The 24,093-nt window shown below is 62.8% G+C and carries 27 protein-coding genes and 2 tRNA genes; 17 read left to right on the top strand and 12 right to left on the bottom strand.

All coding sequences use genetic code 11. From position 1 onward, the window contains the following. Nucleotides 1-9: 9 nt before the first annotated feature. Nucleotides 10-924: a LysR substrate-binding domain-containing protein gene (locus tag LB568_RS07495; RefSeq protein ID WP_140573714.1), complete on the top strand. Its 915-nt coding sequence runs from the start codon at nucleotides 10-12 to the stop codon at nucleotides 922-924. Here the strand turns inward: LB568_RS07495 and LB568_RS07490 are convergent. Next, on the bottom strand, nucleotides 921-1,367 hold the full coding sequence (locus tag LB568_RS07490; protein ID WP_023778771.1) for an iron-sulfur cluster assembly scaffold protein: 447 nt from the start codon (nucleotides 1,365-1,367) through the stop codon (nucleotides 921-923). The genes LB568_RS07495 and LB568_RS07490 overlap by 4 nt on opposite strands. 241 nt (nucleotides 1,368-1,608) lie before the next feature. Between LB568_RS07490 and folE the strand changes: the two genes are divergently transcribed. From folE to LB568_RS07470, 4 genes are all read left to right on the top strand, one after another. Then, a complete protein-coding gene (gene folE, locus LB568_RS07485; RefSeq protein WP_013895157.1) occupies nucleotides 1,609-2,244 on the top strand; it encodes a GTP cyclohydrolase I FolE in 636 nt (211 codons plus the stop codon). Nucleotides 2,245-2,335: 91 nt separating this feature from the next. Next, nucleotides 2,336-2,794, top strand: coding sequence for a phosphoribosyl-AMP cyclohydrolase (hisI, locus tag LB568_RS07480; protein ID WP_041164852.1), 459 nt, complete (start codon nucleotides 2,336-2,338; stop codon nucleotides 2,792-2,794). 81 nt (nucleotides 2,795-2,875) lie between these two features. Beyond that, nucleotides 2,876-3,850, top strand: coding sequence for a patatin family protein (locus LB568_RS07475; RefSeq protein ID WP_198028405.1), 975 nt, complete (start codon nucleotides 2,876-2,878; stop codon nucleotides 3,848-3,850). Between the two features lie 173 nt (nucleotides 3,851-4,023). Next, nucleotides 4,024-4,581 carry a dihydrofolate reductase family protein gene (locus LB568_RS07470; RefSeq protein WP_224729740.1) on the top strand — a complete coding sequence of 186 codons (558 nt, stop codon included), beginning with the start codon at nucleotides 4,024-4,026 and terminating at the stop codon, nucleotides 4,579-4,581. Nucleotides 4,582-4,602: 21 nt separating this feature from the next. Here LB568_RS07470 and recJ read toward each other — a convergent pair whose 3' ends face one another. The 8 genes from recJ to LB568_RS07430 all read right to left on the bottom strand — a co-directional run bounded on the left by recJ (nucleotide 4,603) and on the right by LB568_RS07430 (nucleotide 11,692). After that, nucleotides 4,603-6,384, bottom strand: coding sequence for a single-stranded-DNA-specific exonuclease RecJ (recJ, locus tag LB568_RS07465; RefSeq protein WP_224729739.1), 1,782 nt, complete (start codon nucleotides 6,382-6,384; stop codon nucleotides 4,603-4,605). Between the two features lie 94 nt (nucleotides 6,385-6,478). Then, on the bottom strand, nucleotides 6,479-6,703 hold the full coding sequence (locus LB568_RS07460) for a DUF6434 domain-containing protein (RefSeq protein ID WP_224729738.1): 225 nt from the start codon (nucleotides 6,701-6,703) through the stop codon (nucleotides 6,479-6,481). 74 nt (nucleotides 6,704-6,777) lie between these two features. Next, complete coding sequence (gene glpX / locus LB568_RS07455) at nucleotides 6,778-7,761, bottom strand: class II fructose-bisphosphatase (protein WP_224729737.1); 984 nt, start codon at nucleotides 7,759-7,761, stop codon at nucleotides 6,778-6,780. 205 nt (nucleotides 7,762-7,966) lie between these two features. Continuing rightward, nucleotides 7,967-8,134: a Thivi_2564 family membrane protein gene (locus tag LB568_RS07450; RefSeq protein ID WP_013895151.1), complete on the bottom strand. Its 168-nt coding sequence runs from the start codon at nucleotides 8,132-8,134 to the stop codon at nucleotides 7,967-7,969. 69 nt (nucleotides 8,135-8,203) lie between these two features. Next, complete coding sequence (locus LB568_RS07445; protein ID WP_140573726.1) at nucleotides 8,204-8,560, bottom strand: hypothetical protein; 357 nt, start codon at nucleotides 8,558-8,560, stop codon at nucleotides 8,204-8,206. A gap of 111 nt (nucleotides 8,561-8,671) precedes the next feature. Then, the gene (locus LB568_RS07440; protein WP_224729736.1) at nucleotides 8,672-9,985 is read right to left on the bottom strand and encodes a homoserine dehydrogenase; all 1,314 of its coding nucleotides are present in this window, start codon (nucleotides 9,983-9,985) and stop codon (nucleotides 8,672-8,674) included. A 37-nt stretch (nucleotides 9,986-10,022) separates the two neighbouring features. Then, a complete protein-coding gene (locus LB568_RS07435) occupies nucleotides 10,023-11,240 on the bottom strand; it encodes an LL-diaminopimelate aminotransferase (RefSeq protein ID WP_013895148.1) in 1,218 nt (405 codons plus the stop codon). Between the two features lie 59 nt (nucleotides 11,241-11,299). Beyond that, nucleotides 11,300-11,692, bottom strand: coding sequence for a hypothetical protein (locus LB568_RS07430; RefSeq protein WP_140573728.1), 393 nt, complete (start codon nucleotides 11,690-11,692; stop codon nucleotides 11,300-11,302). A 98-nt stretch (nucleotides 11,693-11,790) separates the two neighbouring features. Here LB568_RS07430 and phaC point away from each other — a divergent pair, with 98 nt between their 5' ends. The 5 genes from phaC (at nucleotide 11,791) to LB568_RS07405 (ending at nucleotide 15,706) form a co-directional block, all read left to right on the top strand. Beyond that, on the top strand, nucleotides 11,791-13,626 hold the full coding sequence (gene phaC / locus LB568_RS07425) for a class I poly(R)-hydroxyalkanoic acid synthase (protein WP_224729735.1): 1,836 nt from the start codon (nucleotides 11,791-11,793) through the stop codon (nucleotides 13,624-13,626). A gap of 215 nt (nucleotides 13,627-13,841) precedes the next feature. Beyond that, nucleotides 13,842-15,083, top strand: a complete 1,242-nt coding sequence (locus tag LB568_RS07420; protein WP_224729734.1) for a YcbK family protein — start codon at nucleotides 13,842-13,844, stop codon at nucleotides 15,081-15,083. A gap of 45 nt (nucleotides 15,084-15,128) precedes the next feature. Beyond that, nucleotides 15,129-15,287 carry a hypothetical protein gene (locus LB568_RS07415; RefSeq protein ID WP_167313566.1) on the top strand — a complete coding sequence of 53 codons (159 nt, stop codon included), beginning with the start codon at nucleotides 15,129-15,131 and terminating at the stop codon, nucleotides 15,285-15,287. Continuing rightward, nucleotides 15,273-15,347 (top strand) — tRNA-Glu (locus tag LB568_RS07410). The genes LB568_RS07415 and LB568_RS07410 overlap by 15 nt, the downstream gene beginning before the upstream one ends. A gap of 152 nt (nucleotides 15,348-15,499) precedes the next feature. Then, on the top strand, nucleotides 15,500-15,706 hold the full coding sequence (locus LB568_RS07405) for a hypothetical protein (protein WP_224729733.1): 207 nt from the start codon (nucleotides 15,500-15,502) through the stop codon (nucleotides 15,704-15,706). 132 nt (nucleotides 15,707-15,838) lie between these two features. Here LB568_RS07405 and LB568_RS07400 read toward each other — a convergent pair. From LB568_RS07400 to LB568_RS07390, 3 genes are all read right to left on the bottom strand, one after another. Next, nucleotides 15,839-15,914 (bottom strand) — tRNA-Cys (locus tag LB568_RS07400). 165 nt (nucleotides 15,915-16,079) lie between these two features. Further along, entirely contained in the window at nucleotides 16,080-16,343 is a 264-nt protein-coding gene (locus tag LB568_RS07395) for a DUF6074 family protein (RefSeq protein WP_013895144.1), read from the bottom strand. A 203-nt stretch (nucleotides 16,344-16,546) separates the two neighbouring features. Continuing rightward, on the bottom strand, nucleotides 16,547-16,843 hold the full coding sequence (locus LB568_RS07390) for a DUF982 domain-containing protein (protein ID WP_013895143.1): 297 nt from the start codon (nucleotides 16,841-16,843) through the stop codon (nucleotides 16,547-16,549). Between the two features lie 347 nt (nucleotides 16,844-17,190). Here LB568_RS07390 and map point away from each other — a divergent pair, with 347 nt between their 5' ends. The 7 genes from map to LB568_RS07355 all read left to right on the top strand — a co-directional run bounded on the left by map (nucleotide 17,191) and on the right by LB568_RS07355 (nucleotide 24,090). Further along, the gene (map, locus tag LB568_RS07385; protein ID WP_023763563.1) at nucleotides 17,191-18,018 is read left to right on the top strand and encodes a type I methionyl aminopeptidase; all 828 of its coding nucleotides are present in this window, start codon (nucleotides 17,191-17,193) and stop codon (nucleotides 18,016-18,018) included. Between the two features lie 57 nt (nucleotides 18,019-18,075). Further along, the gene (radC, locus tag LB568_RS07380) at nucleotides 18,076-18,837 is read left to right on the top strand and encodes a RadC family protein (protein WP_013895141.1); all 762 of its coding nucleotides are present in this window, start codon (nucleotides 18,076-18,078) and stop codon (nucleotides 18,835-18,837) included. A gap of 298 nt (nucleotides 18,838-19,135) precedes the next feature. Continuing rightward, a complete protein-coding gene (locus LB568_RS07375; protein WP_224729732.1) occupies nucleotides 19,136-19,903 on the top strand; it encodes a hypothetical protein in 768 nt (255 codons plus the stop codon). Nucleotides 19,904-20,247: 344 nt separating this feature from the next. Beyond that, complete coding sequence (locus tag LB568_RS07370) at nucleotides 20,248-21,435, top strand: carbohydrate kinase family protein (RefSeq protein ID WP_224729731.1); 1,188 nt, start codon at nucleotides 20,248-20,250, stop codon at nucleotides 21,433-21,435. Nucleotides 21,436-21,493: 58 nt separating this feature from the next. Continuing rightward, nucleotides 21,494-22,270 (top strand): glutamine amidotransferase, encoded by a 777-nt coding sequence (locus LB568_RS07365; RefSeq protein WP_224729730.1) that lies wholly within the window; start codon nucleotides 21,494-21,496, stop codon nucleotides 22,268-22,270. A gap of 28 nt (nucleotides 22,271-22,298) precedes the next feature. Then, a complete protein-coding gene (locus LB568_RS07360; protein ID WP_140573744.1) occupies nucleotides 22,299-23,069 on the top strand; it encodes an ATP-binding cassette domain-containing protein in 771 nt (256 codons plus the stop codon). Nucleotides 23,070-23,103: 34 nt separating this feature from the next. After that, nucleotides 23,104-24,090: an autoinducer 2 ABC transporter substrate-binding protein gene (locus LB568_RS07355; protein ID WP_013895136.1), complete on the top strand. Its 987-nt coding sequence runs from the start codon at nucleotides 23,104-23,106 to the stop codon at nucleotides 24,088-24,090. Nucleotides 24,091-24,093 lie beyond the last annotated feature (3 nt).

Here is a 24,093-nt window from a genome sequence, read left to right as displayed (position 1 = left end):
ATTATACGAATGAAGCGTGGACGACTTCCCCTGACGGCACTGAGGAGTTTCGAGGCTGCCGGCCGTCTTCTGAGCTTCAGCCGCGCGGCCGAAGAACTTTTCGTTTCGCAGGCGGCGATCAGCCGACAGATCCGCGAGCTCGAAACCTTCCTGCACCAGCCCCTGTTCGAACGCCATCACCGCCGCGTCGAACTGACGGATGCAGGCCGGCGGCTGCTTTCCCAATTGGTCAGGAGTTTCGACGACATCGACAAATTGCTTTCGGAATTGGCCGCGATTCCGGCGCAGTCCGTGGTTCGTGTCAGCGTCGAGCCGTCGCTGGCATCGGTGTGGCTGGTCCCCCGGCTCAACCGGTTTCGCCAGATGCGGCCCGATATCGACGTGTCCCTCGAAGTCGATCCCAGACTGATCGAATTCCGCGGCGGTCAGCCTGAACTTGCCCTTCGCTTCAGCGCCCACGCTTCCTCGTGGCCCCGCAGCCAGGCCGAGCGGCTTGCCTCGACGGTTGACTCCCCGGTCCTGTCGCCGGCTCTGCTTGCCTCAGGCCCTCCTCTTGAGAAGCCGATCGACCTTGCCAACTACACACTTTTGCATGAGGAAAATCGCCAGGGATGGACACGCTGGTTCGAGACAGCCGGCGTGCCGCCCGATGCCGTACCCGCGCGAGGCCCCATGCTGGCGGACGCATCGCTTTCAAAGCAGGCCGCCTTGCTTGGACATGGCGTAGCGCTCGGCGATCTCTTGCAGATCGGTGGAGAAGTCGCATCCGGCGCACTGATCAAGCCATTCGACATCGACGTCGCGTCAGGCGCCTATTGGCTGGTGGCCAGAAGTCTGCGTGATCTCTCGGAGCCGGCCTTGGCCTTCGCCGACTGGGTTAGAAGCGAATTCGCCGAAAGCAGGCGCGCTTCCAGCGAGACCTAAGCCGCTTCTTCGGCGCGCTTCTTCTCGATCTGGCCGATGGCGTCGACCACGGCGTCGAAGGTCAGCATGGTCGAGGCATGGCGTGCCTTGTAGTCGCGCACCGGTTCCAGATACTTCAGGTCGGCGAAGCGCCCCTCGGGAGGCTCGCCATTTTCCTTCAACATCTTCAGCATGGTCTCGCGCACCGCGCGCAATTCCTCGGCATTCGCCCCGACGACATGCTGCGCCATGATCGAGGACGAGGCCTGGCCGAGCGCGCACGCCTTCACGTCATGGGCGAAGTCGGTGACCACGCCGTCCTGCATCTTGAGGTCGACGGTGACGGTCGACCCACACAGCTTGGAATGGGCTTTTGCGGTCGCGTCGGGGTGATCGAGCCGGCCGATGCGCGCGATATTTCCGGCAAAACCGAGAATTTTCGCATTGTAGACATCGTTGATCATTATTTTCCAATCCGTCGCCGCCAAGCGAACAGCGATTGCCGCTGCCGTGTCTTCCTTTCGCTCGCCATGACCTTATATAATGGTGGCAGATCGGTATCGACAAGGCTGCGCAAGCCAATGTCCTTGCCGGGAAGTTCACGCCGCTTACGGGGCTGGAAACGGGGCGAGTTTCCGACACCGAAAGGTCGTGGTCCGTTCAACTCGTTCCTCCTGTGAGAGGAACTACGGGAGACGCCTTTTTATGGATGCCGTCATCAAGAAACTCATGCCCCAGTCCGCCTACATGGAAAAGCCGGTCACCGACCGGCCGAGCGAAGCCGAAGTCGAGGCCGCCGTGCGCACATTGCTGCGCTGGACCGGCGACAATCCGGATCGCGAGGGACTGGTCGACACGCCCAAGCGCGTGGCCAAGGCCTATCGCGAAATGTTCGGCGGCTACGACATGTGCCCCGCGGAGGAACTCGGCCGCACCTTCGAGGAAGTCGCTGGCTATGATGATCTCGTCATCGTCAAGGATATCCAGTTCCATTCGCATTGCGAGCACCACATGGTGCCGATCATCGGCAAGGCGCATGTCGGCTATCTGCCGGACGGCAAGGTCGTCGGCCTGTCCAAGATCGCGCGCGTCGTCGATATCTTTGCCCATCGCCTGCAGACGCAGGAAGCCCTGACCGCGCAGATCGCCGGCGTCATCCAGGACGTGCTCAATCCTCGCGGCGTCGCCGTCATGATCGAGGCCGAGCACATGTGCATGGCCATGCGCGGCATCCGCAAGCAAGGCTCCACCACGCTGACCTCTACCTTCACCGGCGTCTTCAAGGACACGCCCGAGGAGCAGGTTCGTTTTGTCACCATGGTGCGCGGCGGCGGGATATAAGCCCCGTCACCGGCATCGCCCGACCATGATCCCGAAAAGTGGAAACCGGTTTTCGGGATAAGTCATGGTCAAACAGGAAAATACATCGGCGATGTCGGCACTGGAATTTCCAAAAGCTCCGTCAGACAAGAAGGCCTTGGAAGAAGGCGCGGTGTTTTCACCGCGCTTCGATGCCTCGGGCCTTGTGACCGTCGTCGTCACCGATGCCGCCGACGGTATGCTTTTGATGGTCGCGCACATGAACGCGCAAGCGCTGGCGCTGACGCTGGAAACAGGCATCGCGCACTACTGGTCGCGGTCGCGCAACGCACTTTGGAAAAAGGGCGAAACCTCGGGCAATCTCCAGCATGTCGTCGAGATGCTCACGGATTGTGACCAGGACGCCATATGGTTGCGCGTCAAAGTGTTGGGCCACGACGCAACCTGTCACACGGGCCGGCGTTCTTGCTTTTATCGGACGGTGGGGCTGGTCGATGGCAAGGGGACCCTTGCCGACGATGGCAGCAAGCCGCTGTTCGATGCGGAAGAGACGTATCGGAAGCCTCTGTGAACCATTCAATATTCACAAACCACCCATGTTCACTATTCTCAAACGTCCTTCCGCTACAAAGGACATGGGACAAGGGAGATCATGATGCTCGAGTGGGCGTCATTGCGTAACAGACCAGATGTCAGGGAGGCCAACGGCCTGTCCTCGCCCGGTGGCGCATCCGAAACCAAATCTCCCAGGAAAACAGGCATTTCGCTCGCCCTTGGCGGTGGTTGCGCCAGAGGCTGGGCCCATATCGGCGTGCTGCGCGCGCTCGATGAGGCCGGCATCGAAGTGTCGATGATCGCCGGCACCTCGATCGGCGCACTGGTCGGCGGCTGTTATCTCGCCGGCAAACTGGATGAGCTGGAAGAGTTCGCCCGCAGCCTCACCAGGCGGCGCATCTTCGGCCTGCTCGATCTCAATTTGCGCGGCAGCGGCCTGTTCGGCGGCATGAAACTCGATGCGCGCCTGCGCGAACATGTGGCGGGCGTTCGCTTCGAGGACCTGCCCAAGCCGTTCGTCGCCGTCACTTCCGAAATCCGCACTGGCCACGAAATCTGGCTGTCGAGCGGCTCGCTGATCACAGCCATGCGCGCTTCCTATGCGCTGCCTGGCGTGTTCGAGCCGGTGAATTGCAATGGCCGCGTGCTGGTCGACGGCGCGCTGGTCAATCCGGTCCCGGTGTCGGTCTGCCGCGCCTACGAGCAGCCGCTGGTCGTGGCTGTCAATCTTCACTACGACCTGTTCGGCCGTGCCGCCGTGATCAAACATAGCGCCGGCGAGCTGGTTGTCGAAAAGGACGCGCCGCGTCTCGGCCACTCGGACCCGGAGCACCAGTCGCATCAAAGCCGCCTCGGCATCACCGGCGTCATGGTCGAGGCCTTCAACATCATCCAGGACCGCATTTCGCGCGCCAGGCTCGCCGGCGATCCGCCCGACATGTCGCTGCAGCCCAAGCTTAGCCATATCGGCCTGACCGAGTTCCACCGCGCCGACGAGGCGATCCAGCTCGGCTACCAGGCGACCATGGCGCAGATCGGCGAACTGGCCCGGCTTCAGACGGTTCTGGCTTAGAATACGTCAATCGCCTGAAGGCGCCGCTGCCATCTGCCGCTGCCATCTCATGTCCAGGGAGATGCTTCGTCCGACCGGCTTTACGTCGATTCCATTTTGCCTCTACGAGACAAACCGATTGCAAAACGCAATTGGTTATGCTCGTGTACAAGAGATGGAACGGAGGCACGCGGATGGCCAAAATCGTCTATTCCATGCTGACGTCCTTGGATGGCTACATAGCCGGACCGGACGGGGACATCGCTCTGCCCGTTCCCGAGGCAGAGCTGCACCAGCATTTCAACGACATGATGCGACGGGCCTCGGTCGTCCTAGCCGGACGACGCATGTACGAGATGATGCGCTTCTGGGACAGCCCTGACCGCGAGACCGGCGACACCGAGGTCGAGCGGGATTTTGCCTGCGCGTGGCGAGAGACGCCAAAAATCGTATTCTCGACCACGCTCCGAGAGGTCGGACCGAACGCCCGGTTAGTGAATGGCGATGCCGGGACCACCGTAAGGTCGCTCAAGGCCGAGACGGGCGGCCTCGTGATCCTCGGTGGCGCCGATCTCGCCGCCTCCTTGTCACGTGCCGGTCTCGTCGACGAATTCAGGCTTTACATGCATCCCGTCGTGCTTGGCGGCGGCAAGCCATACTTCCAGTCCGGCCAATCGCTGACGCTGAGACCGCTTGGCACGGAAAGCCTGAGCCAGGGCGTGACGCTGCTGCGTTATGCGCCGGCCAGCTGAATTCCGCGGCCTCCGGTGCTGTTACGCCCGCGCAGCGTCGATGATGCGGAACTGCACCGTGCGGTTGCCGTTCCAGTGATTGCCCGACAGCGAGCCGGCGACGTGCACCGTCTTGCCGCGGTTCTTGAACAGGAATTCGCCCAGCACCGTGTCGACCGCGCGAAAGGCGATCGCCTGGATGCGGCCGCCGCTGTCGGATTGTAATTCGCAGCGGATGTGGTTGGTGCCGACCGACCGGGCGTCGGCCAGCCGATGCCGCGGCAGCACGAAAACCGGCGCCACATGGCCGGCGCCGAATGGCCCCGCCTTTTCCAGCGCATCGAGCAGCCCGAGCGTCGCGCCTTCGGCGGCAAGCACGCCGTCGATCGCGAGGCTTTCCTCGTCCTGCAGCCGAAACACGTCGGCGGCCGCCCGTTCCTCGAAAAACGCCCTGAGCTCGCCGAGCCTGGCGCGCTCCACGGTGATGCCGGCCGCCATGCCATGGCCGCCGCCCTTGACGATCAGCCCGGCAGTGGCGGCTTCGCGCACAAGCCGGCCGAGGTCGAAGCCCGACACTGAACGGCCCGAACCGGTACCTATGCCCACGGCATTGAAGGCGATGGCGAAAGCCGGTCGGCGCGCGTGATCCTTCAGCCGCGAGGCGAGCAGGCCGACAATGCCGGGATGCCAGTTGTTGCTGGCGGTAACGACGATCGCCGGACCGCTGCCGCCGGCAAGCTCGGCATCGGCCTCGGCGCGGGCCGCCGCCAGCATCTCCTGCTCCATCAGCTGCCGCTCCTGGTTGAGCCGGTCGAGCGTCTCGGCGATGGTGCGGGCCTCGACCGGATCGTCGGTCGCAAGCAGCCGGCTGCCGAGTGCCGCATCGCCGATGCGTCCGCCGGCATTGATGCGGGGACCGATCAGATAGGCGAGATGAAAGGTGCTGATTGGTTCGCCGATGCGCGAGACCCGCGCCAGTGCCGCCAGCCCCTCATTCTTCTGCTGGCGCGCAACCTGCAGCCCCTTGACCACGAAGGCGCGGTTGACGCCGGTAAGCGGCACCACGTCGCACACGGTGGCAAGTGCCGCGAGATCGAGCAGCGAAAGCAGGTCCGGCGGCGGCGCGTCGGTCAGGCCGCGCAGGACCCTTGCAGTCTGCACCAGGGCAAGGAAGACGACACCGGCGGCGCAGAGATGGCCCTGCCCGGAAAGGTCATCGTCGCGGTTGGGATTGACGACGGCAATCGCCGCCGGCAAGGCGCCGCCAACCTGATGGTGATCGAGCACAACCACGTCGGCGCCGGCCGCATTGGCCGCGTCGATGGAAATGGCACTGTTGGTGCCGCAATCGACGGTGACGATCAGCGTCGCGCCACGCGAGACGAGTTCGCGCATGGCATCGGGATTGGGGCCATAGCCCTCGAAGATCCGATCCGGGATGTAGATTTCCGACGGCACCGAGAAATGCGTCAGGAACCGCTTCAGCAAGGCGGACGAGGCGGCGCCGTCGACATCGTAGTCGCCGAAGATCGCCACCTTTTCCTTGGCCATCACCGCCGTCGCGATGCGGGCCGCTGCCCTGTCCATGTCGGTCAGCGATGCCGGATCCGGCAACAGGTCGCGGATTGTCGGGTCGAGAAACCGCTCGGTCTCATCGGCGGTAACGCCGCGTCCGGCCAACACGCGCGCGACGATGTCGGGCACCCCATGGCCTTGCGCAATCGCGAGCGCGATCATGTCCTGCCGTTCGGTCAGCCGATGCTCCCAGGCGAGACCGGTGGCCGACTGCCTGACATCGAGGAAGAGGCGCCTTTCGCCCATCATGCGCTTTGCCGACTCATAGTCGGTGCAGGATAGGCCGAAGGCGGGCAAAACCAAGCTTCACGGCGGCAGACGTCGCGGGACAATTCAAGAAAAACTACGCTTTCCGCTTTTCAGCCTGGCGCCGGATCCATTCGTCGGCGGCGTCCCCCATCGTCTTTTCCCGACCGTCCTTGAGCCAGGCCATGAAAGGCCGATCGAACCTGAACGCATCGCCGCATTCGCGGGTGAGAAAGCGGCGCACATTCTGGGTGTTGCGATAGGATTTCGTAATGAGAGTGGCACGCGAAATCGGATCCGCGTGCCAGTCGAACGCCTTCATCGTCAAATCCTTGCGGCCAGCTTCAGGCTCGCCCCTGAATGGCTAGCAACTGTGACGTGGCTTCGCAAGCTGGTCTAGAACTTATCCAGATCCTGGTGCCGGGCCTTGATCTCGCGCACGGTTCGCGACGACGAGCGCAGCACGATCGTATGGGTGGTGATGGTGGTGCGGCCGAACTTGACCCCCGCCAGCATGTTGCCGTCGGTGACGCCGGTGGCCGCGAACAGCACATCGCCGCGCGCCATGTCTTCAGCCCGATAGACGCGCTTCGGATCGGAAATGCCCATCTTCGCCGCGCGTGCGATCTTTTCGGGCGTGTCGAGGATCAGCCGGCCCTGCATCTGGCCGCCGGTGCAACGCAGCGCCGCCGCAGCCAGAACACCTTCCGGCGCACCCCCGATGCCGAGATAGATATCGATGCCGGTTTCTTCCGCGTCGGTGGTGTGGATGACGCCGGCGACGTCGCCGTCGCCGATCAGCCGGATCGCGGCTCCGGTGGCGCGCACGGCGTCGATCAGCCTGCCGTGGCGCGGCCTGTCGAGGATGCAGGCCGTGATGTCGGAGACAGCGACGCCCTTGGCCCTGGCGAGGCTGGCGATGTTGTCGGCCGGCGAGGCATCGATGTCGATGACGCCTTCGGCATAACCCGGGCCGATGGCGATCTTGTCCATATAGACGTCGGGCGCGAACAAAAGGCTGCCCTTCTCGGCGATCGCGATGACGGCGAGCGCGTTCGGCAGGTTCTTGGCGCAGATCGTCGTGCCCTCGAGCGGATCGAGCGCGATGTCGACCGCCGGACCTTTGCCGGTGCCGACCTCCTCGCCGATGTAAAGCATCGGCGCCTCGTCCCGCTCGCCCTCGCCGATCACCACCGTGCCCTTGATCGCAAGCCGGTTCAGTTCCTGGCGCATGGCGTCCACGGCAACCTGGTCGGCCGCCTTCTCGTCGCCACGGCCGCGCAGCCTGGCGGCCGCGACGGCGGCCCGTTCGGTGACGCGCACCAGTTCCATGGTGAGTATCCGGTCAAGGCCGGCGACGATGTTCTGGGCCACGTTCATTTCGGCAAATCCTCGTTTATAGACCGCCTCCCGCCGGAGGCACGCCTGTTTTGTCAAACGAGCATGACAACGGCAAGACCAGCCGGGCGATTTTATCGAAAAGCCAGCAATATCAATCGATTAAACAGAATTTTTGAAACAGATGCCGGCTGGGTCGACAGGGACCAAGCCGGCATGAAACGGGAAAATCCCTGCCCTTCGCAGCCTAGAAAACCGCGAGATATTTGAGCAGCGAAACGATGCCTATGATGATGACGATGATCTGGACGATCTGTCTCATCCTGGCGTCGAGCGGCAGGCGTTGCACCAAATAGAGGACGAGAATGATGACGAGGAACGTGATCAGGATGCCGATCAGCGCGGACGAAGCCATGGTACCCTCCTGAAATGATTTCCTGAAGCAGGGAAACGAGCCGGCAACGCCGGCTGAGTACCGGCACCGTCAATACCAGCGGCGCGACGTATCGTTCATCGACTGGCCGACGGCCAGGCCGGCGAGAAAGCCGAGCAGGCCGATCACGCCAACCACGGCGGTCGTCGTGCCGGGATTTTCGCGCGCGACTTCCGAAACCGACTGGGCCTGGCTGCGCAACTGCTGTGCCGTCCGTGATGCGCGGGATGCCGCCGTCTCGTAGAAATCGGAAGCCTGCTCGCTGGCATCGTCGAGCATTTCGGCACCGCGCGCCGAGATGCTCTTGTTGATCTTGGTGATCTCCTTGCGCAGTTCGGCGATCTGCTTTTCCAGCGTCTTCTGGACATCGTCGATTTGAGGGCTATCGGATTTCGATGCTTCGGCCATTGCGGTTCCTTCGGTTTGGGGACCTCAGGAGAACGACGCCGGCAAGGATTGGTTCCGGCAATCCCGCCCCCGGCACCGACCCGAACCAAACCAAGGCGCGATGGCGCGGCGCTATCCAGCCCGCTCGATGCGGATGACCTGCGGCTTGTCGGTCAGGTGGCCGTCCTTGGTGATGCCGTCGACGGCCTTGCGCACGGCCGCCTCTGTCGTCTCGTGGGTGACGAGGATCACCGTCTTCTGTGCCACCGCCTCGCTGCCGATCGCCTGCTGGACGATCGATTCCAGCGAAATGTCGTTGTCGGCCATGCGCTTGGCGATCGCGGCGAACACGCCGATGCGGTCATGCACCGTCAGCCGGATGAAGTAGCCGCCGGCATGGCTGCGCATCTGCGCCTTCTTGTAGGGCCTCAACTCCTTCGCCGGCCGGCCGAAGACGGGCCCATGCTGGAAGCCCGGCCGGCTCTTGGCGATGTCGGCGATGTCGCCGATGACGGCCGAGGCGGTGGCATTGCCGCCGGCGCCGGGGCCTGAAAGCAGCAGCTCGCCGAGGATGTCGGTCTCGATCGCCACCGCATTGGTGACGCCATGCACCTGCGCGATGACCGAGGCGGTCGGCACCATGGTCGGATGCACGCGCTGCTCGATGCCGCTTTCGGTGCGCTGGGCGACGCCAAGCAGCTTGATCCGGTAGCCGAGATCGCCGGCCGCGCGGATGTCGGCCTGGGTGATGTTGGAAATGCCTTCCATGTAGATGTCGTTGGCAGCGATCTTCGTGCCGAAGGCAAGGCTGGTCAGGATCGACAGCTTGTGTGCGGTGTCGTGGCCCTCGATGTCGAAGGTCGGGTCGGCCTCGGCATAGCCCAGCCGCTGCGCATCCTTCAGGCAGGCGTCGAACGAGATGCCCTCGGCCTCCATGCGGGTCAGGATATAGTTGCAGGTGCCGTTGAGGATGCCGAACACGCGGGTGACCGAATTGCCGGCCATCGCTTCGCGCATCGTCTTGATGACGGGAATGCCGCCGGCCACCGCTGCCTCGTAGTTGAGCAGCACGCCCTTCTTCTCGGCGATCTCGGCAAGTGCCACACCATGCTTGGCGAGCAGCGCCTTGTTGGCGGTGACGACATGGCGACCCGCTTCGAGCGCCGCCTTCACCGATGACCGCGCCGGACCTTCGTCGCCGCCGATCAGTTCGACGAACACGTCGATGTCGGCCGTCTGCGCCATCATGACCGGATCGTCGAACCATTTTGCCGAACCGAGATCGACGCCGCGGTCGCGTTTCTGGTCGCGCGCCGAAACCGCCGACACAATGATGTCGCGCCCGCATTGCCGGGTCAGTTCCGCCGCCTTGTCGCGCAGCACGCGCGCCACGGACGCGCCGACCGTGCCAAGTCCGGCAATTCCAACACGCAATGCTTCAGCCATGGAAGGCGACGTCCCTCAAATCAGATCGGAATTGTATTTACCGGTGGGCGGAAAGCGGCACCACATTGTTGGGCTGCTTGGCGCTGGTCGATAGGAAGCGCTTGATGTTGCGCGCCGCCTGCCGGATCCGGTGCTCGTTCTCGACCAGCGCGACACGCACGAAATCGTCGCCATGTTCGCCAAAGCCGACACCGGGCGCCACCGCCACGTCGGCGTGCTCGATCAGCAGCTTGGAGAATTCGAGCGAGCCGAGATGGCGGAACGGCTCCGGGATCGGCGCCCAGGCGAACATCGAGGCGGCCGGGGCCGGAATGGTCCAGCCGGCGCGCCCGAAGGCATCGACCATCACGTCGCGGCGCTTGTGGTAAATGTCGCGGACTTCGGCGATATCGGCGCCGTCGCCGTTGAGCGCGTGCGCCGCCGCCACCTGGATCGGCGTGAAGGCGCCGTAGTCGAGATAGGATTTCACCCGCGTCAGCGCCGAGATCAGCCGCTCGTTGCCGACGGCAAAGCCCATGCGCCAGCCGGGCATGGAGAAGGTCTTCGACATCGAGGTGAACTCGACGCAGATATCGATGGCACCGGGGACCTGCAGCACCGAAGGCGGCGGGTTGCCGTCGAAATAAATCTCCGAATAGGCAAGGTCGGACAGGATGATGATGTCGTTCTTCTTGGCGAAGGCTACCACGTCCTTGTAGAAATCGAGCGAAGCGACCAGCGCCGTTGGGTTCGACGGATAATTGAGAATCAGCGCCAGCGGCTTCGGGATCGAGTGCCGGACACCGCGTTCCAGCGCCGGGATGAAGCCGTCATCGGGCTCGACCTGCAGCGAGCGGATGACGCCGCCCGACATGATGAAGCCGAAGGCGTGGATCGGATAGGTCGGATTGGGACACAGGATCACGTCGCCGGGCGCGGTGATCGCCTGCGCCATGTTGGCGAAGCCTTCCTTCGAGCCGAGCGTGGCCACCACTTGCGTGTCGGGGTTGAGCTTCACGCCGAAGCGGCGCTGATAGTAGGCGGCCTGGGCGCGGCGCAGGCCCGGAATGCCGCGCGAGGAGGAATAGCGATGCGTGCGCGGATCGCGCACCACCTCGCACAATTTGTCGACGATGGCTTTTGGCGTCGGCAGATCCGGATTGCCCATGCCGAGGTCGATGATGTCGGCACCGCGCGAACGGGCGCTGGCCTTGAGCCGGTTGACCTGCTCGAAGACATAGGGCGGAAGCCGGCGGACCTTGTGAAATTCTTCCATGGCAGTTCCAGACATCGAAGGGCCCCGGACATCCGAGGCGTTGGGCGCGCGCTATATACTCATTTGCAGGTAGGGTCGAGGGCGGGGTCGCATTTGCCTTCGATCTGCTTCAGCGTCTGGGGGCCATGTTTCTTGGCCAGATCCGACAGCGCCGCCTGGTTGGAGACGTTGGCGGCGCCGCCTTTGGCTGCCTGCGCATTCTCGTCTCCCTTCAATTCGGCGAGCTTGGCATTCCTCTCCGCTTCGGTGAACTGCTTGGCCGCCACTTGCGGTTTGATGTTCAGGTTCGGAAAGGAGCCAGTATCCTTCGGGCCTGCGTCCGTCGCGATGGGCACCGGTCCACCGGTATTGGTGCTCGAGCACCCGGCAATGCCCAGCAGCACGATCGCCGCGCCGATGCGGCAAAAGCGTCCGGCGTCAAAAAAAACAGTCTCGCCAATCTTAATCGTCATATTGTTTCCTTGGCAGCCGGGGTAGAGCGAGATTGGACCCTGCCGGATGTCCCATGTTAATATGTCAAGAAAACGCTTCGGGAGGAACCCCGCGAACCATGTCCAAAACACCCGATTCGGGCAAAGCGGAAGATGACGAGCCTTCGACCGTCGAGCAATATCTGGTGAAGGATCCGGAACGCTTCGCGTTGAATATGGCGCGCATGATCGAGCAGGCCGGCAAGGCGGCCTCCGCCTGGGCCGAACCGCGCGAAAGGGGCGAAGTGCGCGACCACGTCGCCGAACCCGTCGTCGACATGGTCAAGACCTTCTCCAAGCTCAGCGAATACTGGCTTGCCGACCCGCAGCGCGCGCTCGAAGCGCAGACGCGGCTGTTCGCCGGCTACATGACCGTTTGGGCGAACGCCATCCAGCGCGTCAGCCCCAGCGCCGAGGGCGCCGACGATGCCGTCAAGCCGGAGCGCGGCGACAAGCGCTTCCAGGATCCGGAATGGGGCCGCAACGCCTTCTTCGATTTTCTCAAGCAGGCCTATCTCGTCACCTCGCGCTGGGCGTCCGAACTGGTCGAGCACGCCGAAGGTCTGGACGAGCACACCCGCCACAAGGCCAGCTTCTACGTCAAGCAGGTATCCAACGCCATCTCGCCGTCGAATTTCATCCTGACCAACCCGGAACTGTTTCGCGAAACCGTCGCCTCTAACGGCGAGAACCTGGTGCGCGGCATGAAGATGCTGGCCGAGGACATCGCCGCCGGCAAGGGCGACCTGAAGCTGCGCCAGGCCGACTATTCGCCCTTCGAGATCGGCAGGAACATCGCCACCACGCCCGGCAAGGTGGTCGGCCGCAGCGATGTGGCCGAGATCATCCAGTATGATCCGGCGACCGAGACGGTGCTGAAACGACCGCTGCTGATCTGCCCGCCCTGGATCAACAAGTTCTACATTCTCGACCTCAACCCGCAGAAATCCTTCATCCGTTGGGCGATCGAGCAAGGTCACACCGTCTTCGTCATCTCCTGGATCAATCCGGACGAACGCCACGGCGCCAAGAGTTGGGAAGCCTATATCCGGGAAGGCCTGCAATACGGCCTCGACACGATCGAGAAGGCGACCGGCGAGCGCGACGTCAACGCGATCGGCTATTGCGTCGGCGGCACGCTGCTGGCGGCCGCCCTGGCACTGATGGCCAAGGAAGGTGACGACCGCATCAAGTCGGCGACCTTCTTCACCACGCAGGTCGATTTCACCTATGCCGGCGACCTGAAAGTGTTCGTCGACGAGGAACAGGTCGCGGCGGTGGAAAAGTCGATGAACGAAAAGGGCTATCTCGACGGCACCAAGATGGCGACCGCCTTCAACATGCTGCGCTCCGGCGACCTGATCTGGCCCTATGTCGTCAACAACTACATGCGCGGCAAGGATCCCCTGCCCTTCGACCTGCTCTACTGGAATGCCGACTCCACCCGCATGGCGGCCGCCAACCACTCTTTCTACCTGCGCAACTGCTATCTCGAGAACAACCTCTCGCGCGGCACGATGGAACTGGCGGGCCACACAGTCTCGCTCGGCGATGTCACCATTCCGATCTACAACCTCGCCTCGAGGGAAGATCACATCGCGCCGGCACTGTCCGTCTTCCTCGGCTCGAAATATTTCGGTGGCAAGGTCGAGTATGTGATGGCGGGCTCCGGCCATATCGCCGGCGTCGTCAATCCACCTGCGTCCAACAAGTATCAGTACTGGACCGGCGGCGCGCCGGCGGGCGATTTCAACCAATGGATTGCCGCCGCCACCGACCATCCAGGCTCCTGGTGGCCGCATTGGCAAAGCTGGATAGAGGCCAAGGACAACACCCGCGTGCCTGCCCGCAAACCCGGCAAGCATATGAAAACCTTGGGCGATGCTCCCGGCACCTATGTGAAGGTGCGTGTGTAACGGACTGTAATGTCTGGTGAGTTGACGGCCCGGTAAAAGCGGGCGAAATGGTGTCGTCAACCTTCAAGCGGCCGTAATTCGGCGATCCCTGCAAAAATACCTCCAGGCTTGCGGATTTGACACAGGTCTCGTTTCCGGATCGGAGACAAAGTCACCTCGACGCGGATATCGTGGTTCCGCGCCAAGGACACACCGACCGGGCATCGAGGGGGAATTTGACTTTGAAATCAGCAGGATGGAGCCTCGCAAAGGGAGAACGCCGCGCCATTGTGGCAGCGCTCTGCTCCGTGCTCCTGGCCTCCTGCACATCGGCCGGCGACCAGACGATGTCGGTCGGAATGCCCGGCTACAATGCCTCCGCATCGGACATCAACGCCGCTTCCGGCAAGCCGGCCGCCGGCGCCGATTCGTCGTCTCAGATGGCTACCACGCAGACGACCGTGATGAGCGAAAGCGATACGGCGCTGCCCGAAAAGGTCGCCTACGTGCCGGAGGCCAAGCCCCAAGCCGCGTTTCCGCTGACGACGCCGGCCGGCGCTGAAACCATCGCGGGACAAACGCCGCAGGCCCTTCAGCAGCCCGCCCAGACGGCGCAGCAGACCGATGCGGTTGCCCAGAAGATCGCCGCCGCCGATGCCGGCGTGACGAAGCCGGCCGCGGCACCGGCGATGAACAATCCCGTCTATGTGACCGCCGGGGAAATGCCGCAAGCCGAGGCGCCCAAGAAAAAAGGCTTCCTGGCCTCGATGTTCGGCGCCACGCCCGCTTCGGCGGCGCCTGCTCCGCTGATCAACACGCGATCGGGCGAACAGCCGGCCATACAGGCCAAGCCCGCGCCGGCGGCGGCAAAGCCGATCATCACGCTGGCCTCGGCCGATTCCACGGCAAAACCGATACAATTGGCTTCCACGGGGGATGAAGCCGGCCACATCACCGGCAGCGATGCCTTGCCCGGCGTGCGCCAGACCGCCCTGTTCGAGATCAAGCGAAAATCCGGCATCGACGACGAAAGCGACGTCGATCTCAACGAGGACGAAGGCTCGGGCGGCTCCTACCAGGTCGCGTCCGCCGCTGGCATGGCCCGTCTCGCGCCCAACGGGTTGCTCAAGCAGAACGAAAGCGTCGACGTCGCTTGCCTGAAGCCGTCGCTGGTTCGCGTGCTGAAGACGATCGAGGGCCATTACGGCCGCAAGATGATGGTGACCTCGGGCTATCGCGACCCGGCCCGCAACCGTCGCGCCAACGGCGCCAAGAATTCACTGCACATGTACTGCGCCGCCGCCGACATCCAGGTGCCCGGCGTCTCCAAATGGGAGCTGGCGAGCTACATCAGGACGATGCCCGGCCGCGGCGGCGTCGGCACCTACTGCCACACCGAATCGGTCCACGTCGACGTCGGCCCCGAGCGCGACTGGAACTGGCGCTGCCGCCGGCGCAGCGGCGGTGGCGACGGCTAGCGGCAAAGTCGTCACTCAGGCGAAGTTCTTTCGCGGAGACCTGGCATGGCGGGCGGCCGGACAGATAGCAACACCTTGCCGATGCTGATGAAATCGCTGATTTGGCGGGCCGGAAAAAAGTTGTCCAAGGCGGCACCTGACGGGTTGCCGGTTGCGCGCAACGCCAGTATAAGCCGCTTTCATCTGAGCGCGCCCATCGTCTAGCGGTCAGGACACCGCCCTTTCACGGCGGTAACAGGGGTTCGATTCCCCTTGGGCGTACCAGAGATTTCAAGCATGTGCCTGAAAACTCTTCTCATCATCTGTCCAATTGGCCAAAGGCAAATCGAACTCCAGCCATTGAAAAACCCGCCACCGTGAGGCAGCGGGCGAATGCGAGAGCCGGGAACCCGAGACAGGCTGCCGCGTTCTCTGGCATGCTCAAAAAGATCGCTTTGACTGCTGTGCTGGTCCAGGTCGCCGTCTTTTCGGCCCTTCTAACCCAGACGGTCTTCTTCGCCTCGACGGCCTCTCAGGCCGCCAACGCGCAGCAGCCCGATCAATCCGCGGCGGCAAAAGAGCGGGTATATGCAAGGCAGTTCACCATCGCCATGACGGCCCCGCTACCTCAACAGCGGCCGTGAATATCGAACTTCGGAGTAGGGATAGGATTCGGCGCTTGGACGTCGCTAACGATCCTAGACCGCCTCGATCAAGCCGTGCGCGTTTCAAGCTTGCAGCCGAATCCCGCCGTCCAGTTACTTGCTTGGGGAGATTGGAGGCCTCGCCTCGGAATCGAACCGAGGCTTCCGAGATTTGCCGTCTCTAGCGTAGCCGCTCCGCCACGAGGCCATGCAACTGGTAGTAGCGGTAAGAAGTTTAAAGGTTGTTGACGTCTTTGGTAAAAATTTCACTGATCCATACGATGGAAAAGGCGCGGCGCGGGATACGTCAATCAGATAGCAATGGCGTGCGGGCATCCCCCGCTGGTTCATCCCCGCCAGGAAAAACCTTGCTTCAGGCGGAAAGAACTGGCGCCGGCTGAGCCGTCACTCCGGCCAACAGTTCTCTTTGCACGGCCAGGAAAAACCTGCGTACTTCATCGGTGGCTGCGGCTTTATCCCTTCCCGATCCGACAACGAGATCGAGCAACTCCGCCGCTTTTGCCCTCCAGAACGAGGCGGCAGTTTCGCCTTGCAGGCTATCGAGCCTGGCGGCAACTTCCCGGACCAGGAATACCTGACGGTCGATCGGGAACGCACGAACTTTTTCTGAGGACATCTTCCGAACCCTGAACTGACGCAACGAATCAACCATCGCTGAACAGCAATGGCGTAGCCGTTAAGGTGGAAACGGAAGCTTAACGACGCCGTGCGCGTCTTCGTGGGTTTGCGGCAGGATGATAAGTGTGCAGCGCCCTGGCCACCGCATGGCCGCGTGTTTAAGCGGTTATTGCCGTTCGCCTGTGACAACCGCTATGGCCCTCAGGCCTGCAGTGCCCTCGCCTCGCCGCCGCGCTTGCGCGGAGCCAGCATGTCGCCAGCCATCAATCCGGTGACACGGCAGAACGCCATGAATGCTCGGCAGGCATCCTCGGTCTTGACCACGTCCACCGTGGCGCCAAAACAGGCATTGAAGGCTTTCTGATACACCGGTCCTTGCCGGCGTGCTGGCCAGTCCTGGAGAAAGTCGAGCGCCTGCTCGACGCTGTAGATCTCCTCGACGGGCAAGCCGGGGCCTTGCGCAATGCGCACCGGCACCTCGAACTGCAATCTGTCCATCCGTCATCTCCCGAACCGGCGTCGCCCAAGCAACGCCGTTCGTCGTCAAAAGTTGCCGTGACGGTTTTGTGCCATGCAAATGTGTCGTCACTGCGGAAGTGGCCCATGAGCAGGCTGCCATCAGCGACGCTTCGCGCGATCTGACCCGCTCGGGCGACCCAAGCGCATGACGGCCAGAAGCAAAGCAGCCGTGCAAAACCGGCGAGAGATCGCACCAACCAGACGAATATCCCGGCGGCGCCGGCCGTATCAGGCAGTTCTTCCTTGAACCTTTCGCCCCCAAGTGCCAAATCTGGTGGCATCTTCACGCCAGCACTCTTGCAGCGCCCCAGCTCTATACGGACAAAATGGTCACCTATCTCGACGCCGCCACGGCACCACTCAGAAACACCGGCCAGATCCGCCTCTATGGCGAGGAAGGTTTTGCCGGCATGCGCAGGGCATGCGACCTCACCGCGCGCTGTCTGGACGAATTGGTGCCGATGGTCGCTCCCGGCGTCACCACGGACACGATCGACCGCTTCGTCTTCGAGTTCGGCATGGATCACGGCGCACTGCCGGCGACACTCAACTATCGCGGCTACACCAAGTCGTCGTGCACCTCGATCAACCACGTTGTCTGCCATGGCATTCCCGACAGCAAGCCGTTGAAGGATGGCGACATCGTCAACATCGACGTCACCTACATCCTCGACGGCTGGCACGGCGATTCCTCGCGCATGTATCCGGTCGGCACCATCAAGCGAGCGGCGGAACGTCTGCTCGAGGTCACCCATGAATGCCTGATGCGCGGCATCGCGGCAGTCAGGCCGGGCGCACGCACCGGCGCCATCGGCGCCGCCATCCAGACCTATGCCGAGGCGGAGCGCTGCTCGGTGGTGCGTGATTTCTGCGGCCATGGCGTCGGCCAACTCTTCCACGACGCCCCGAACATCCTGCACTACGGCAACGCCAATGAAGGCGTGGAAATGCGGCCCGGCATGATCTTCACCATCGAGCCGATGATCAATCTCGGCCGCCCGCATGTGAAGGTCCTGTCGGATGGCTGGACCGCCGTGACGCGCGACCGCTCGCTTTCGGCGCAGTACGAGCACACGATCGGGGTGACCGACACGGGCTGCGAGATTTTCACGCTCTCGCCGAACAAACTCGACCGCCCCGGCCTGCCGGCCTGATATTCTTGACATTTCGGGCGACTGCTTTGCCCGATTGATTGCCGGATGCGGGGGCGGATGGGCAAGGCAAGCGACGACGACGAGCGGAGTTTCTTCTCCGAGGTGCCAGCCCGGCCGGCCGCGAAGGCCAGGCCGGCGATCGAGGAGAAGCCCCACTATCTCGGCCATCGCGACCGATTGCGCGAGCGCTTTGCCTCGGCCGGTCCCGACGCCCTGCCCGACTACGAGCTCCTGGAACTTTTGCTCTTCCGGCTGATCCCGCGCGCCGACACCAAGCCGGCCGCCAAGGCGCTGCTGGCGCGCTTCGGCACGCTGGCCGAAGTGCTTGGCGCGCCCGTCGGGCTGCTGCAGGAGGTCAAGGGCATTGGCCCCACGGTGGCGCTCGACCTGAAGATCGTCGCGGCGACCGCGCAGCGCATGGCGCGCAGCGAGATCCACGGCCGCGAGATCCTCTCCTCATGGCAGCAGCTTCTCGATTATTGCCGTTCGGCCATGGCTTTCGAGGCGCGCGAGCAGTTCCGCATCCTGTTCCTCGACAAGAAGAACACGCTGATCGTCGACGAGGTACAGCAGACGGGCACGGTCGATCATACGCCCGTCTACCCCAGGGAAGTGGTCAAGCGGGCGCTCGAACTGTCTGCGACCGCGATTATCCTGGTGCACAACCATCCGTCAGGCGACCCGACGCCATCGCGCGCGGACATCGAGATGACCAAGCAGATCATCGATACGGCCAAGCCCCTCGGCATCGCCGTCCACGATCACATCATCATCGGGCGCAAAGGCCACGCCTCGATGAAAGGTCTGCTGCTGATCTAGGGCAACAAAACACACGTCGTGAAGTCGTCTTCGCCAAGACGAAACCAAGCGTTCGAGCTTGGCGTAGCAGTGCCGCGGGTTGGCACTAGGACCAAGGTCCCGCCGACATGGGACTTCAGTACTGCATCAGCTTTATGGCGCTGATTTCTTTGTATTATCAAACCGTTACCGCGTCTTCTGGCTGCGGGCTCGCGTATTGATACGGCATTTGTCTAAAGTTTACTCTGTAGAATTAGCGATTTCTCATACGACCCTTTCTTAGCTGTCGGGCGGATGGCGATTCCTCGAGGAGGTTACCATGACAACCCGAAAAACTCTGTTTGCGTCCCTTGCCGCATTGGCGCTCCTGGCATCTCCGGCGCTCGCTGGTGGCAACGGGCACGGCGGTGGCAATGGCGGCGGTAACGGCGGTGGCAATGGCGGTGGCAACGGCAACGGCGGTGGCAATGCAGGCGCCACGCACGGCAACAGCGGCGCTTCGCATGGCAAGTCCTCGTCGGCCCCGGGGCAGGTAGCAAAGGCGCAAAAGGACACGACGGTAGACACGAGCACACAAGTCTCGTCCGTGCCCAAGGAAAAGAACATCCACGCCAAGCTTGGCCGGTTGAATTCTCTGCAGCGCAACATAAACGCCTATATGAACTCCAAGAGCAAGAAGTTCGCCGGGGTTCAGGCATTCGTGACCCAATCCGCGAAAGCCAAGGTCGCGCAAGCCGCGGCTGAGACGGCGGCAGCCACAGCGGCAGCGGCCCAGGCCAAACTGGATGACCTGAACACGCAGCTGGCCGGCCTGGACCCTGTCGCCAACGCCACACAGATCCAGGCCTTGAATAAGCAGATCACGGCTCAGACGGCCGTTGTCGCCGACGCCAACGCGGCCGCCGCCGAAGCTGAGGCAGCAGCTGCCACGGCCACCGTCGGCACCGATCAGGCATCACTCGACGCGGCGCTGGCAAACATGGCCAACAAGCCCATAGACGCCGAGGTCACGACTTGGGCCCAAGGCGTCCTTGCCGACAAGATCGACCAGACGGCCGCCAAGATCGAAGCGGAAACGACGCCGTAGGCGTTCACCAAAACGACATTACCCTTATTGGTCAAAGATGATGCCGTCGGGTTCGCCCGGCGGCATTGTTGTTTCTGGTCGTAGCGGAACGCCCAAGGCCATTCGGCGCGGCAGATGTCGGCCGAGTTGCTGGAGGTGCTGCGACAAGCGCCGGTCAAGCGTCACGCTCGAACGAAATGCAGGAAATTTGAAAATCGTTCAATCCTGGAAAGAGCAATCCAACCATCCCCATCTTCCGGGATCAGCCTTCCAGTTAACATGAGAAAACTTCAATTCTTTAGAAAATCATTTCGTTGAGGCGTGGCACATCCACTGCTACCGTTTGAAACGCTTCAATTGGAACCATGCACTTGCAACGCAAGCGCCCTACCATAGCGGATGTCGCACGAGCCGCCGGTGTCTCCATCGGCACGGTTTCGAACTTCATCAATGGAACCGCCGGCCTCAGGGACGACACACGCGAACGCATCGAGAAGGCGGTTGCCGCATTGATGTACCGGCCCAGTTCCTTCGCGCGTTCGCTGCCCGGCCGCGGGCCCCGCAGGCCGAAAAATCTCGATCACCTGCCAAGGCTTCTGGTCGCCGGCCGCGTGAGTGTCGACTTCCTGTGTCGAGTCGACGTGCTGCCTCATCGTGACGACCGGATCACCGCAAGCCATATCGAAAAGGCGCTGGGCGGACCAGCTGCCAATCTCGCGGTTGCCGCCGCCGGCGTTGGGTCGCCCTACGCCCTTGACGTGGAACTGGCAACGGCAGTCGGCAGGGACGCCGAGAGCGACTGGGCGCTGGGCGAGCTCTCCAAACTGGGTGTCCACGCCCTCCCCATCCGCAGCACGCCCAATAGCCGGCTCTCACAGGCGATCGTCATCATCGAGCGCAACGGCAGCCGCACCATCATCAGCGAACCGTTCGAACTGGGCGAGGTCGACCTGACCGCCAATCTGGACATCCAGCCCGAGCAGCGTCCGGCCTGTCTTCATATCGAAGGTTTTCATTATGAGACGATGACGGCATCAATCGAACGCTTCCATCAGGCCGGCTGGAAGGTGAGCCTGCATTCGGCCGGCTTACCCAGAAGCGCGCGCACACCCGAAACCTTCGCGAACATGGTCAAACAGATCGATCTGACCTTCATCAACGACGTGATGATGCGGGAGATTTTCGGCTTTCGTACCGGGATGGCGACCATGATCGAAGAGGCGCGGCTGATCCTCTCGCGTATCAAGCAGCGCGGAACGGTCGTGATCACCCTCGGCGAATTCGGCGCCGTCGTCTTCCCGTCGGGCGGCGGCCGGCAGATCGAGGTGCCGGCACTGCCGGTCAACCGCGTCGATGCCACCGGCGCCGGTGACAGCTTCGCCGGCATCTTCCTCAGCCTGTGGCTGCATGGCGCATCGCTGGACGCCGCGGCCCGCTACGCCGCGATCGGCGCGAGCCTGACGACAACGGTCGAGGGCGCGCAGGGCTATATAGCGGATTTCGCGACCCTCAAGGCCACCGCCTTGGCGCACGACGCTGTGATGGCAAGCTAAATCAAAGACTTATCGGTTCTGGACATCCGCCATCTGGCGACATCAGGAGAGCATGATCATGGCGAAAGCAAAAGTCCTTCTGGTTGGCGAAAGTTGGATGAGTTCGGCGACCCACTACAAGGGGTTCGACCAGTTCGGCAGCGTCACCTTTCATCTCGGCGCAGCGCCCCTCGTTGCCGCCCTGAAGGACAGCGAATTCGATCTTGAGTACATGCCGGCCCATGAAGCCGTCGAAAAGCTGCCCTTCACCATGGAGGGTCTTTCGCAATACAAGGCGATCATCCTCTCAGACATTGGCGCGAATTCGCTTCTGCTCCACCCCGATGTCTGGCTACACGGCAAGACGGTCCCCAACCGGCTCAAGCTGCTGCGCGACTGGACGCTGGCCGGCGGCGGTCTGATCATGATTGGCGGCTACTTCTCCTTCCAGGGCATCGATGGCAAAGCCCGCTGGCATCGCACGGCTGTCGAGGAAGCGCTGCCGGTGACCTGCCTTCCCAATGACGACCGGCTTGAAATCCCAGAAGGCTTCCGGCCCGAGATCACCGGCCCCAGTGATCATCCGCTCTTTGCCGGCATTGACGGGCAATGGCCCGTTCTTCTCGGTGCCAACGAGGTCGTTGCCCGCGACCGGGACGATGTCGAAGTGCTGGCACGGCTGCCGCAGGACCAGGGCGGTCACCCCCTGCTGGTTACCGGGCGCCATGGTAAAGGCCGCACCCTGGTCTGGACATCGGATATCGGCCCGCACTGGCTGCCCAACAGTTTCGTCGAATGGCCGGGCTACGCGCGCCTTTGGAAGAATGTGCTGCGCTGGGTGAGCAACGCCGCCTAGCCAATCGGCAGTCGCCGGAGGAACCGTCATGACAGCACCTTTTCTTGTCGCCAGAAACATCGCCAAGCGCTTTGGCGCACTGACCGCGCTGGCAAATGTCGACCTGGAGATTCGCTCCGGCGAGGTGCTGGCGCTGCTTGGCGACAATGGCGCGGGCAAATCGACCTTCATCAAGATCCTGGCAGGCGCCCATGCGCCCAGCGATGGCGAACTCGTCATCGAGGGCAATCCAGTTGCCTTTTCCTCCCCCAAGGACGCGGCCTCATCGGGAATCGCTACAATCTTCCAGGAACTGGCGCTTTCCGAGAACCTATCGATCGCCGAAAACGTCTTCCTCGGCCGAGAATTGAAACGCTCCATTTTGGGCATTCCGTTTCTGAAGCGCCAGGAAATGCGCCAGCGCGTCGACGGTCTGCTGAGGGAGCTCGACGCTCATATTTCCGACCCGGAAGCGCCCGTCGGAAGCCTGTCGGGCGGCCAACGTCAGGCCGTCGCGATCTGCAGGGCACTCAATTTGAACGCCAAACTGGTCATCATGGACGAGCCAACCGCAGCCCTGGCCGTCGCCGAGACCCGCAAGGTGCTGGCATTGACGCGGCGGCTTGCCGCGCGCGGCTGTGCCGTCGTCCTCATCAGCCACAACATTTCCGAAGTCTTCGAAGTTGCCGACCGGATCGTGGTGTTCCGGCGTGGCCGCAAGGTGGCCGAACGGCTGGCGGCCGAAACCAATCACGAGGAAGTCGTTTCGCTCATAACAGGCGCTCATCCCGACGTGCGGGCGCTCGAAAAAACAAACTGAAACGCACGTCATTTCCAGAGAGGATCAAACCACAATGCTTTCACATTTCAAGAAAGTGCTCGCAGCCTCAGCTCTGTCACTCGCTGTCGCAACCGCAGCGCACGCCGCCGACAAGCACAAAGTCGCTTTCGTACCCCAGTTGATCGGCATTCCCTATTTCAACGCCATGGAAGCCGGCGGCAATCGCGCCGCCAAGGATCTCGGCGTCGATTTCATCTACTCCGGCCCGGTCGACACCAATCCGGTCGACCAGTTGCAAATCGTGCAGAACCTGATCGACCAGGGCGTCGAGGCGATCTCGGTCAGCGTTCTTGATGCCTCCAGCATCGCGCCCGTGGTCGAGAGCGCCAAGGCGAAGGGCATCAAACTGTTCACCAGCGACAGCGATGCACCCGATAGCGGCCGTGCGGTCTACGTGGCCCAGGCAACCGACGAAGGCCTCGGCACCACGATCGTCGACGAGTTGGTCAAGCGCGTCGGCGAGGACGCAACGATCGGCATCGTCTCCGGCGAAGCGACGGCGTCCAATCTCAATGCCTGGATCGGCTTCATGCAGAAGGAAGCCGCCGCCAAATATCCGAAGCTCAAGCTGCTCGCGCCGCAATTTGCCGGCGGCACAGCCGAGCGCGCCGCGCAGATCTCCGGCGATCTCATGGCCGCCAATCCCGATATCAAGGCCATCATTGCCGTCGCATCCTCGACATGCCCGGGCGTTGCCCAGGCCATAGAGACCGCCGGCAAGATCGGCTCCGTCATCGGCGCCGGCTACTGCAGCCCGAACACGGCGCGGGCCTACCTGAAGAGCGGGGCCTTCGGCTTCACCGTGCTGTGGGATCCCGAGCAGCTCGGCTATCTCACGGTCTGGGCCGGCAAGCAGCTCATCGACGGCAAGGCCTTCGAGGCGGAAAACAAGATCGCCGGCCTGGAAAAGCCTGTCACCTACGATGCCGCCAAGGGCATCCTGCTGCTCGGGCCGCCGGCTGTCTTCACCAAGGACAATGTCGACAAGTTCAACTTCTGAGCC

This window comes from Mesorhizobium sp. B263B2A, from assembly GCF_020165775.1.
GTDB classification, from domain to species: domain Bacteria; phylum Pseudomonadota; class Alphaproteobacteria; order Rhizobiales; family Rhizobiaceae; genus Mesorhizobium; species Mesorhizobium opportunistum.
Note: the sequence above shows the minus strand (reverse complement) of the source record. Positions and strands in the feature narration are given on the sequence as shown.